The sequence below is a fragment of the Mycobacterium sp. genome (genome assembly GCF_049280035.1).
GTDB lineage: Bacteria > Actinomycetota > Actinomycetes > Mycobacteriales > Mycobacteriaceae > Mycobacterium.
The window spans coordinates 1-11,402 of the sequence record NZ_JBAPPI010000414.1 but is presented as its reverse complement, the minus strand read 5'-3'; the positions used below and the strand labels follow the sequence as shown (position 1 = coordinate 11,402).

The following is an 11,402-nucleotide window of genomic DNA, read 5'->3' as shown; positions in this document are numbered from 1 at the left end:
AGGGCGGTGACGGCGGGGCCGGCGCCGCGGGCACCACTGGCGGTTATGGCGGCGCCGGTGGCTTTGCGACCAGCCAGGGAACGGGAAACGCCACCGGCGGCAACGGCGGCAACGGCGGGGACGGCGGGGCTGGTAACCCGAACGCGGGCGGCAACGGCGGCGCCGGCGGTAACGCCAGCACAACTGCTCCGGGCACTGCGGCCGGCGGTAAGGGCGGCACCGGCGGTACGGGTAATCCCTCCGGTTCCAACGGCGCCCACGGAACGCCATAGCGAGCTGTATGGCGGGGACCGTCGGCTAGCGGCGCCGGATGACGACTACGCTCCATGCCTGCTGGTCGACGCCGCTCACACGTCGCTGGAGTACCTAATCCCGCCGTCCGGAAGCACCACTCCAGGCCACACCCGAGCTCCCCGCAGCAGCTCGCAGCGCGCGCCGATGTCGGCGCCGTCGCCGATGACACCGTCGCGGATCAGCGCCCGCGGGCCGATTCGGGCACCGAAGCCGATGATCGACCGCTCGATCACGCTGCCGGCCTCAACCTTCACGCCGTCGAAGATGACCGCGCCGTCCAACCGGGCACCGGGTCCGATCTCCGCGCCTCGCCCGACAACCGTCCCTCCAATAAGCAACGCGCCCGGCGATACCGCCGCGCCGTCGTGCACCAACTGCTCGCCGCGATGGCCATGCAACGCCGGCGACGGAGCGATGCCGCGCACCAGGTCCGCCGAGCCGCGGACGAAGTCTTCCGGTGTGCCCATGTCGCGCCAATAGCTGGCATCGACGTAGCCGCACACCTTGACATCGTCAGATAGCAAGGCCGGGAACACTTCCCGTTCCACCGACACCTCGCGCCCCCGCGGAATCCGATCGATGATCTCCCGCGAGAATACGTAGCAGCCCGCGTTGATCTGGTCGGTCGGCGGGTCCTGCGTCTTCTCCAAAAATGCTGTCACAAGGCCATTTTCGGTGGGCACGCAGCCGAACGCTCGCGGGTCGCCGACCCGAACCAGGTGCAACGTGACATCGGCCTGCTGCTCGTGGTGATAGTCCAGCAGCTGTCCCAGATCGACTCCGGAGAGCACGTCGCCGTTGAACACCATCACGGTGTCGTGACGCAAATGCGAAGCGACGTTGGCGATTCCGCCGCCGGTGCCCAGCGGATGTTCCTCGGTCACATACTCGATCTGCAGACCCAATTTGGACCCGTCACCGAACTCCGCCTCGAACACCGAAGGCTTGTAGGAGGTGCCCAGAACGACGTGCTCGATACCGGCCGCGGCGATCCGCGAAAGCAGGTGGGTCAGAAACGGCAGCCCGGCGGTAGGAAGCATCGGCTTGGGCGCTGACAGCGTCAGCGGCCGTAGCCGGGTCCCTTTGCCACCGACCAGAACGACCGCGTCAACCTGTGTCAACGGCATATGCGCCGCTCCTCCTCATCGCTTCGCTCTGCATCGTCGCCGGCGCGGTCACCGCCGCCCTTCTGCCCGTCGCGCACCGCGCACCATCAGCCGCGCACGCGTGGCCAACCCGGCCCGGATGGCCCAGCGAAGCGGAGCGCGCCGCCATCCAGCATGCCGGTCGGCAAGATAGATATAGGTGCTTTTGTGGTGGGCCGCCAGGTTGCGCGCCGACTCGCGCCCGGTGGCGTGGCCCTTGTGATGCAGCACCTCCGCCGTCGGCACATAGATGTTCAGCCAGCCCGCCTTGCCGAACCGGTCGCCCAGGTCGACATCTTCCAGGTACATGAAGTAGCGCTCGTCGAAGCCGCCGATCTGCTCGAAGGCCGCGCGACGCACCAGCAGGCACGACCCCGACAGCCAGCCCACCGGCCGCTCGCTGGGTTCCAGCCGTTCCTGGCGGTAGGTCGCCGACCACGGATTGTTCTTCCACAGCGGTCCGACGACGGCGTGCATGCCGCCGCGGATCAGGCTGGGCAGATGGCGCGCCGACGGGTACACCGATCCGTCGGGGTCGTGGATCAGCGGTCCCAGGGTCGCCGCACGCGGCCACCGCGAGGCAGCGTCCAGCAGCGCGTCGATGCTGCCCGGGCCCCACTGCACATCCGGGTTGGCCACCATAACCCATTCGTCACCATCGTCGAGCAGCGCTATCGCGCGGTTTATCGCGCTGCCGTAGCCGAGGTTGGAGCCGGTCGAGAACAACCGCACGCCCGGGTAGCGCTCCACCGCGGCCTCCGGCGCCCCGTCGGTGGAGCCGTTGTCGGCCATCAGCACGCTCACCCGCCGCTCGGTCGCATGCGACAGGGACGCCAAAAACCGGTCCAGATGCGGGCCCGGGGAATAGGTCACCGTCACCACCGGCAGGACGTCACTCACGCGTAGCAGGGTAACGGTCACCCGCCCGGCGCCGCGGACAGCGCCTCGGCCAGCGCGTCCCGCCACGGTCTCAGCGGCGAAAGGCCGGCCTGTTCCGACTGTCGAGCCGACAGCACTGAATATGGCGGCCTCGGCGCCGGCCGCGGTTTGCTGGCGCTGCTTATCGGCACCACCCGTGCCGGGTCGGCGCCGACGCCCTCGAACACCGCGCGGGCTTGCCCGAACCGGGTCACCGCGCCCCCGTTTGCGGCGTGCACAACGGACCCGTGCACCTGCCCGTCGACCACCTGCAGCAGCGCGGCGACCAGGTCGCCGACATAGGTGGGCGAGCCGGTCTGGTCGTCGACGACCTCGACGACGCCGTCACCGGCGGCCAGCCTGCGCATGGTGGCGACGAAGTCTTTACCGCTTCCGCCGGTGTAAACCCACGCGGTGCGGACCACCACAGCTTCCGGCAACGCCGCCAGAACGGCTCGTTCGCCAGCCAATTTCGTCCGCCCGTAGACACTCAACGGCGCCGTCTGGTCGTCAGGCTCATAGGGGTGCGGCGCCGATCCGCCGAAGTCGCCGCTGAACACGTAGTCGGTCGAGATGTGCACGATCCGCGCGCCGGCGCGCGCGCAGGCCTGTGCGATGCGCTCCGGGCCGGCCGCATTGACCGCGTACGCCGTCGCCTGGTCGCCCTCGGCGGCGTCGACATTGGTGTAGGCCGCGCAGTTGATCACCACGTCGCCGCTCTGCACGATCTGGTCTGCGGCCTGCGGATCGGTGATATCCCACTGCGACGACGTCAGCGCCAGCACGTCGCGTCCCTGCCCAGCAGCCTCAGTCGCCAAAAAACCGCCGACCTGCCCCCCGGCGCCAGTAATCACGATCCGCTTCGCTCTGGATCGTCGCGGCATGTCACGAGTCTGGCACGCCGAAGTCACGCTACCGGCGATACTGCTGTGACGAAAGTAGTCTGGTGGGATGCCTGGGGAACGCGTGGTTCGTGTGATTGCAACCGTGGCGGCCGTGGCGGTGGTGCTCGGTACCGGGGTGGCCTGGGGCAAGGTTCGCTCGTTCGAGGACGGCATCTTCCACGTCTTCGCTCCGTCGCTGGGTCAGGGCGGCGACGACGGTGCGATCGACATCCTGCTGGTCGGCATGGACAGCCGCACCGATGCCCACGGCAACCCGCTAAGCGCCGAGGAGTTGGCGGCGCTAAAGGCCGGGGACGAGGTGGCATCCAACACCGACACGATCATCCTGGTGCGTATCCCCAACAACGGGAAATCGGCGACCGCAATCTCGATTCCGCGTGACACTTACGTCTCGGCGCCCGGGCTGGGCAAGACCAAAATCAACGGCGTCTACGGCCAGACCAAGGAAGAGAAGCGGGTCAGCCTGGTCGAATCCGGCGTCGCGGCCGCCGAGGCCGAGGCGCAAGGAACCGAGGCCGGCCGTGAGGCGCTGATCAGGACGGTCGCCGACCTCACCGGAGTCACCGTCGACCACTACGCCGAGATTGGGCTGCTGGGCTTCGCGTTGATCACCGACGCCCTCGGCGGTGTCAACGTCTGCCTCAAAGAGCCAGTCTACGAACCACTTTCGGGTGCTGACTTTCCGGCTGGCTGGCAGAAGCTCAACGGTCCGCAAGCGCTGAGCTTTGTCCGTCAGCGCCATGACCTGCCCCGCGGTGACCTGGACCGGGTGGTGCGCCAGCAGGTGGTGATGGCCTCGCTGGCTCACCAGGTGATCTCGGGCAAGACACTGTCGAGCCCCTCGACGATGAACCGGCTGCAGCAGGCAATCCAACGCTCGGTGGTGCTGTCATCCGGTTGGGACATCATGGATTTCGTGAACCAGCTGCAGAAGCTGGCCGCCGGCAAGATCGCCTTCGCCACCATCCCGGTGCTCGACGAGTCCGGCTGGAGCGACGACGGCATGCACAGCGTGGTGCGGGTCGATCCCCATCAGGTGCAAGACTGGGTCGCGGGCCTGTTGCACGATCAGGCGCAGGGCAAGACCGAGGAGCTGGCCTATACGCCAGGCAAGACTATCGCCAACGTGCTCAACGACACCGATATCAACGGGCTTGCGGCGTCGGTGTCAGAAGTGTTGACCACCAAGGGATTTGCCGCAGGCACCGTCGGCAACAATGACGCCGCCCACGTGTCCGGCAGCCAGGTGCAAGCCGCCAAGGCCGACGACCTGGGCGCGCAAGCGGTCGCTAAAGATCTCGGCGGACTTCCGGTCATCGCCAATGCATCAGTCCCGCCGGGATCGGTTCGGGTGGTGCTGGCCAATGACTACACCGGCCCGGGCGCGGGCTTGGGCGACGGCCCGACCGCGACGGCGGCCGGTTCGTCGCACCCTGACTCGGCCAACAACACCGCTCCCCCACCCTCGCCGATCCTGACCGCCGGCTCCGAGCACCCCGAGTGCGTCAACTGACGCTCAGCGGAGCGATCCTGGACCCGATGCTGCGCGCCGACCCGGTCGGCCCGCGCATCACCTACTACGACGACGCCACCGGTGAGCGCATCGAGCTCTCCGCGGTGACACTGGCCAACTGGGCCGCCAAAACCGGCAACCTGTTACGCGACGAGTTGGGCGCCGGACCGACCAGCCGGGTGGCGGTGTTGCTGCCGGCGCATTGGCAGACGGCGGCGGTGTTGTTCGGGGTGTGGTGGATCGGCGCGGATGTGCTGCTCGGCGGCTCCGAGGCGGACGTCGCGTTGTGCACGGTCGACGGGCTGGCGGCGGCGGACGCCACCGGCGCCGCAGAGGTAGCGGTGCTGTCACTGGACCCGTTCGGCCGGCCGGCGCCCGACCTGCCGATTGGGGTCACCGACTATGCGACCGCGGTGCGGGTGCACGGCGACCAAATTGTCGCCGAGCGCCATCCTGGCCCGGCCTTGGCGGGCCGATCCGTCGACGAGGTGCTGGCTGCCTGCCAAAACGCTGCGGCCACAAGGGGTTTGACGGCCGGCGACCGGGTGCTTTCGACGGCGTCCTGGGATCGGCCCGACGACTTGACCGCAGGCCTGCTGGCGGTCCTGATGGTCGGCGGGTCGCTGGTGCAGGTGGCCAACCCCGATCCGGCCGCGCTGCCGCGCAGGATCGAAACCGAGAAGGTCACCCGCACCCTCGATTAGACGCGCCAAAGCGCCAGGAGTAATCCATATTGATATTGCAATACTTCGATGTTAGCTTCGTGGAGGGCTGGTAGTTTCAGGCCGGCAACGCACGACGGCAGGAAGGTTAGGCGATGTTGGTGCACGGGCTGTTGGGTAAGGCGGCCGGAACGGTGGTAACCGGACTGGTTGGGGTCAGCGCCTACGAGGTTGTGCGTAAGGCCCTGGCCAAGGCTCCACTTCACAACGCCGCCGTGAGCGCGACGGAGTGGGGACTGCGCGGAACGCGTCGTGCCGAGGAAGCAGCGGAGTCAGCCCGGCTGAAGGTCGCCGACGTGGTGGCCGAAGCCCGCGAACGCATCGGCGAGGAGGCGCAGCCTCCGGCGATCGGCAACGACGACCACGAGCACTGACGTGCGCGTCGTTTCGGACGCGGCGGGGCGGATGCGGGTGCAGGTCCCCTGGGTGCGTTCGAATTCCCGGCGCGCCGTCGCGGTGGAAGAGGCGGTCGATCGACAGAACGGGGTGCGGGCGGTGCACGCCTACCCGCACACCGGCTCTGTGGTCGTCTGGTATTCGCCGAGGCGCTGCGACCGTGAGGCGGTGCTGGCGGCGATCACGTCGGCCGAACATGTTGCCGCCGAACTGATCCCGGCGCGCACACCCCGCTCAGCCGATGTCCGCAACACCGAGGTGCTGCGCATGGTGATCGGCGGCACGGCGCTGGCGTTACTCGGAGTGCGCCGCTACGTCTTCAAACGACCGCCGCTGCTGGGCCCGAGCGGCCGGCTGGTCGCAACCGGCGCGACGGTGTTCATGGGCTATCCGTTCCTTCGCGGCGCGTTGCGCTCGCTGCGGTCCGGACGTGCCGGCACCGATGCGCTGGTGACCGCGGCGACGGTGGCCAGCCTGGTGTTGCGCGAGAACGTGGTCGCACTCACCGTGCTGTGGCTGCTGAATATCGGTGAGTACCTTCAGGATTTGACGTTGCGACGGACTCGGCGGGCCATCTCGGATCTGCTCCGCGGCACCGCCGACACGGCATGGATCCGGCTGGCCGACGGCGAACAAAAAGGGACCGAAGTACAGGTCCCGATCGACACCATCCAGATCGGCGACGACGTCGTGGTTCACGACCACGTGGCGATACCGGTGGACGGCGACGTGGTCGACGGCGACGCCGTTGTCGACCAGTCAGCGATCACCGGCGAAACGCTGCCGGTCAGTATCGTTACTGGGTCAACGGTGCACGCCGGCTCGGTGGTGCTGCGCGGGCGCCTGGTCGTCCGAGCTAGCGCCGTCGGCAATGAAACCACCATCGGTCGCATCATCACCCGCGTCGAAGAGGCGCAGCACGATCGGGCACCGATCCAAACCGTCGGCGAGAACTTCTCTCGTCGTTTCGTCCCAATCTCGTTCATCGTGTCCGCGATCACCCTGGCGATCACCGGAGACGTCCGCCGCGCGATGACGATGTTGCTGATCGCCTGCCCTTGTGCAGTGGGTCTGGCGACGCCGACCGCGATCAGCGCGGCGATCGGCAACGGCGCGCGCCGCGGCATCCTGATCAAGGGCGGGTCGCACCTCGAGCAAGCCAGTCGGGCGGATGCGATCGTCTTCGACAAGACGGGCACCCTCACCGTCGGACGCCCAGTTGTAACGAATATTATTGCGTTGCACAAAGACTGGCAGCCGGAGCAGGTGCTCGCCTATGCCGCCAGCTCGGAGCTGCATTCCCGCCACCCGCTGGCCGAGGCGGTGATCCGCTCCACCGAGGAACGCCGCATCATCATTCCGCCACACGAGGAATGCGAGGTGCTGGTCGGCCTAGGCATGCGGACCTGGGCCGATGGACGAACGCTGCTGCTCGGCAGCCCGTCGCTGTTGCGCTCGGAGAACGTCAAGGTCTCCAAAAAGGCAGCCGACTGGGTCGACACGCTGCGCCGCCAGGCCGAAACCCCGTTGCTGCTCGCAGTGGACGGCACACTGGTCGGGCTGATCAGCCTGCGCGACGAAGTCCGGCCCGAAGCACCCGATGTACTGAAGAAGCTGCGCAGCAACGGAATTCGCCGAATCGTGATGCTCACCGGTGATCATCCCGACATCGCCACGGTGGTTGCCGGTGAGCTGGGCATCGACGAGTGGCGCGCCGAGGTGCTGCCCGAGGACAAACTCGAAGTGGTACGCCAACTTCAGGACGAGGGCTACATCGTCGGCATGGTCGGCGACGGCATTAATGACGCTCCGGCGTTGGCAGCCGCCAACATCGGCATCGCCATGGGGCTGGCCGGCACCGACGTCGCCGTCGAGACCGCCGATGTCGCCTTGGCCAACGACGATTTGAACCGCCTGCTCGATGTGGGCGATCTGGGCGCCCGCGCGGTCGAGGTGATCCGGCAGAACTACGGCATGTCGATCGCGGTCAACGCCGCTGGGCTGTTGATCGGCGCCGGCGGCGCCTTGTCGCCGGTGCTGGCCGCGATCATGCACAACGCGTCGTCGGTGGCCGTCGTCGCAAACAGTTCTCGGCTGATTCGTTACCGCTTGGACTGAGCGAAGGTCGGGGGCCACTGGCAGGCTACGGGTTGACCAACCGCGGTAGAAGCGTCCCCAGTCCGACATCGGCCTCGTACGATGTGCGCAACCGGCGAAAGGATACCCACGTGTCATCGACCCCGCTCGACCCCGTTGCCAGCGAACGGCTGTCGCATGCCGACAAGGTCTTCACGTCGGACCTGTCGATCAGCGAATTCGCGATCCTGCATGGGGCCGGTTTCGAGCCACTCGATCTGGTGATGGGTGTCTCGGTCTACCACGTGGGATATCAATTCGCCGGCATCCGGCAACAATCCGAGCTCCCCGTGCTCACCGAGGCGACCTACCGGGCGCGCTGGAACGCCATGTCCCGAATGCAGGCCGAAGCCGACGCGCTGGGCGCCGACGGCGTGGTGGGTGTCCGCCTGGATTGGCGCCAGCACGGCGCCGAATCAGAGCACCTGGAATTCATCGCGGTCGGAACGGCGGTGCGCTACACCCCTAAACCAGGGGCCTTTAAGCGGGGTAACGGGCAGGCTTTCTCCAGTCACCTCTCGGGACAGAACATGGCGACCCTACTTCGATCGGGCTATGCGCCGGTGGCGTTCGTCATGGGCAACTGCGTCTTTCATATTGCCGCGCAGGGCTTTCTGCAGACCCTGCGACAGATGGGCCGCAACGTCGAGATGCCGCAGTGGACGAAGGGAAACTACGAAGCGCGCGAGTTGGCCATGTCGCGTATGCAAAGCGAAGCCGAGCGCGACGGCGCATCAGGAGTCGTCGGGGTGCATTTCGCCATCCAGAACTATGCCTGGGGCTACCACACGGTGGAGTTCTACGCGGCCGGAACGGCCGTGCGTCGCAGCGGCACAGCCGAAACCATCGAGCCGTCGTTCGTACTCGCCATGAACGAATGATGGCGGATTTCGACGCCGAGCGAGTGAGCCGTACCGTCGCCGGTGCGCTGGCCGGACCGGGCGGCATCGGGTTGGTGATTAGCGTCTTCGCCGGGCTGCCGGGCGTCGCGCACACCCCCGCCCGTCGGGGGGTGTTCCGATCCCAAGCCGCACGGCTGCAGATCGGCGACTGGCGCTACGAGGTGACTCGCGACGACCGATTGAACGCCGCACACGTGGTCGGTGGCATCGTGATCGGCGAGGAGGTGCTGCTGGCCGACGCGGTGGGGCCGCACCTGGCCCGCTCCCTCGGCCAGATTGTCGCCCGCTACGGCCCCGCGGTCATCCCGAACATCGACGCGGCAGTCGACGCGTTGAGCGCCAGCGCGGGGTGAGGTGCGGCTGGCGGCAGTTCTCGGCTGGTTCGTTACCGCTTGGACTGAGCGAAGTGCGACAATGTCGTCCGTAAGGCGATGACGATGTAGGAAGCCGGTGCGAATCCGGCGCGGTCCCGCCACTGTGATCGGGGAGCGAACCTCAAACGCCACGGCCGCGAGCCGGAAGGCGAGGCGAGCAGTGATCCGAGAGCCAGGACACTCGCGTCGTCGCATCCTGCAACCCGGGGCGGTCGACCCCGAGAGAGTTGTTGGGCGTCCATGGCAGGTCCGCATTTCGCCGGCGTCTCCGAGGCGCAAAATGTCGCGCTACTCACCGAGCTAGCACGCTTCGGTGGCTATTTCGCGGTCGGGATCGGCGCCGTCGAACATGGCTGGCGCCCGGTACAGCAGCTCTACACCGACATCGCTTTGCTCGACGGGATCATCAGCCGCGTGCAGGCACGCATGGATGCCACCGAGCAGCGGGTCGCAGCGTCGACGTTCTTCCTCGGCTTCGCCGCGCGGTTGTGGTCGATCGGCCTGGGCGCGTTGGCCGGCCGCCGGCTGCTACTGGACCTCGACCCCGAGCATCTGCTGTTCGGGGAGGCCGACGGCCAAATTCAGCTGCATATCGAGCACCCGGTCGCCTGGCAAGGTGACAACCTGGCGTCGGCACTGGCCGACATGGTCCTCGCGGAGCATCTGACGCCCCTTACCGCGGCGCTGCGGCGACTCGGGCCGATCTCGGGCAAGTTGTTGCGAGGCAATGCGGCCTCCGCACTGCTTGGCGCCGCGCGGGTCTTCGACGGCCACGCCGCCTCAGGCACCGGATGGCAACTGGCTCGCGAGTTGTGCGGCGACGAAAGGCTCTCGGACGCAGTTCGTTTCAATGGCTCTGGCTACCGCCGGACCAGCTGCTGCCTTTACTACCGCGCGCCCGGCGGCGGGCTATGCGGCGACTGCGTGCTGGCTGAGGGAGGCGATCGATGACCGCACCGATTTGGATGGCCGCACCGCCGGAAGTCCATTCTGCGTTGCTGAGCAGTGGCCCGGGCCCCGGCTCGCTGCTGGCAGCCGCCGGGGCGTGGAGCTCGCTCAGCACCGAATACAGCCAAACTGCCGCAGAACTGACCGCCGTCCTGGACGGCGTGCAGGCCGGCGCGTGGCAGGGCCCGAGCGCCGAAGCGTATGTGGCCGCCCATGCGCCCTATCTGGCGTGGCTGACGCAGGCCAGCGCCGACGCTGCCGCGACTGCCGCGCAACAGGAAACCACGGCCACCGCCTACACCACCGCGCTCGCGACCATGCCGACCCTGGGCGAGCTGGCCGCCAACCACGCTACCCACGCGGTGCTATTGGCAACGAATTTCTTTGGTATCAATACGATTCCGATCGCTTTGAATGAAGTCGACTACGCGCGGATGTGGGTTCAGGCCGCCACCGTGATGAGTACCTATCAGGGTGTGGCCACCGCCGCGGTAACTGCATCACCGCAAACCCCGCCGGCACCTCAGGTCGTGAAATCCACTGCGGCCGCGGCGACCACCGCCGATTCAAGCTCGTTGCCCCCCGATACGGAAGATCAATGGCTGCAATGGTTGCAGGACATCGGGTACACCGATTTCTACAACAACGTCTTGCAGCCGTTGATCAACAACCTGCTGAACGACCCCTACTTGGCATCGCTCTTTTCCGGATTCGATCCCTATCTGGCCGAGCTCGGTAACCCGCTCATCTTCCTCGACCCGTTCAATATCGCGTTCGCCCTCGGCTATCCGATGGATATCGGGTCCTATGTCGCCTTCCTGTCGCAAACCTTCGCGTTTATCGGGGCGGATCTCACCGCGGCGGTCGCTTCGGGAAATCCGGCGACCATCGGCTTCACCCTGGTATTCACCACTGTCGAAGCCATCGGCACGGTCATCACCGATACCATCGCGTTGCTCAAGACGCTGCTCGAGCCCACTCTTCTGCTGATTCCGACCGTCCTGCCGCTGTTGACCGTCCCGTTGGCTCCGCTGGCTGTTGTCCCTTTGGGTGCGAGCGGCTTGGCGGGCTTAGCGGGTTTGGCCGGGCTGGCCGGCATTCCCGCACCCATCGCCCCGATCCCTCCTCCGCTCGCGTTGGGACTGGCAC

12 protein-coding genes and 1 riboswitch are annotated in these 11,402 nt (G+C 67.1%); of the genes, 9 read left to right on the top strand and 3 right to left on the bottom strand.

The annotated features are described in order from the left end of the window. Positions 1-272 (top strand): hypothetical protein (locus WAN71_RS13910; RefSeq protein ID WP_422225892.1); only part of this gene is annotated, 272 nt, incomplete at its 5' end. A 75-nt stretch (positions 273-347) separates the two neighbouring features. Here WAN71_RS13910 and WAN71_RS13905 read toward each other — a convergent pair. From WAN71_RS13905 to rfbD, 3 genes are read right to left on the bottom strand one after another with little or no spacing between them, the layout of a single operon-like run. Beyond that, positions 348-1,421 (bottom strand): sugar phosphate nucleotidyltransferase, encoded by a 1,074-nt coding sequence (locus tag WAN71_RS13905; protein ID WP_422225891.1) that lies wholly within the window; start codon positions 1,419-1,421, stop codon positions 348-350. 48 nt (positions 1,422-1,469) lie between these two features. Next, positions 1,470-2,321 carry a glycosyltransferase family 2 protein gene (locus tag WAN71_RS13900; protein WP_422225894.1) on the bottom strand — a complete coding sequence of 284 codons (852 nt, stop codon included), beginning with the start codon at positions 2,319-2,321 and terminating at the stop codon, positions 1,470-1,472. Positions 2,322-2,356: 35 nt separating this feature from the next. After that, positions 2,357-3,241, bottom strand: a complete 885-nt coding sequence (gene rfbD, locus WAN71_RS13895; protein WP_422225890.1) for a dTDP-4-dehydrorhamnose reductase — start codon at positions 3,239-3,241, stop codon at positions 2,357-2,359. Positions 3,242-3,308: 67 nt separating this feature from the next. Between rfbD and WAN71_RS13890 the strand changes: the two genes are divergently transcribed. The 8 genes from WAN71_RS13890 to WAN71_RS13855 all read left to right on the top strand — a co-directional run. Continuing rightward, positions 3,309-4,775 (top strand): LCP family protein, encoded by a 1,467-nt coding sequence (locus WAN71_RS13890; protein WP_422225889.1) that lies wholly within the window; start codon positions 3,309-3,311, stop codon positions 4,773-4,775. Then, the gene (locus WAN71_RS13885) at positions 4,763-5,479 is read left to right on the top strand and encodes a TIGR03089 family protein (RefSeq protein ID WP_422225888.1); all 717 of its coding nucleotides are present in this window, start codon (positions 4,763-4,765) and stop codon (positions 5,477-5,479) included. Before WAN71_RS13890 ends, WAN71_RS13885 begins: the two co-directional genes overlap by 13 nt. Positions 5,480-5,592: 113 nt before the next feature. After that, positions 5,593-5,871 carry a DUF1490 family protein gene (locus tag WAN71_RS13880; RefSeq protein ID WP_422225887.1) on the top strand — a complete coding sequence of 93 codons (279 nt, stop codon included), beginning with the start codon at positions 5,593-5,595 and terminating at the stop codon, positions 5,869-5,871. A 31-nt stretch (positions 5,872-5,902) separates the two neighbouring features. Then, positions 5,903-8,011 (top strand): manganese-exporting P-type ATPase CtpC, encoded by a 2,109-nt coding sequence (gene ctpC, locus WAN71_RS13875; RefSeq protein ID WP_422225893.1) that lies wholly within the window; start codon positions 5,903-5,905, stop codon positions 8,009-8,011. Positions 8,012-8,121: 110 nt separating this feature from the next. After that, the gene (locus WAN71_RS13870) at positions 8,122-8,910 is read left to right on the top strand and encodes a heavy metal-binding domain-containing protein (protein WP_422225886.1); all 789 of its coding nucleotides are present in this window, start codon (positions 8,122-8,124) and stop codon (positions 8,908-8,910) included. After that, positions 8,910-9,284, top strand: a complete 375-nt coding sequence (locus tag WAN71_RS13865; RefSeq protein ID WP_422225885.1) for a DUF5073 family protein — start codon at positions 8,910-8,912, stop codon at positions 9,282-9,284. Before WAN71_RS13870 ends, WAN71_RS13865 begins: the two co-directional genes overlap by 1 nt. A gap of 44 nt (positions 9,285-9,328) precedes the next feature. Then, positions 9,329-9,508, top strand: a riboswitch (cobalamin riboswitch). A gap of 37 nt (positions 9,509-9,545) precedes the next feature. After that, positions 9,546-10,256 carry a (2Fe-2S)-binding protein gene (locus WAN71_RS13860; protein WP_422225884.1) on the top strand — a complete coding sequence of 237 codons (711 nt, stop codon included), beginning with the start codon at positions 9,546-9,548 and terminating at the stop codon, positions 10,254-10,256. Next, positions 10,253-11,402, top strand: a 1,150-nt coding sequence (locus WAN71_RS13855) for a PPE family protein (protein ID WP_422225883.1), incomplete at its 3' end; no start/stop codon positions are given. The genes WAN71_RS13860 and WAN71_RS13855, both read left to right, overlap by 4 nt.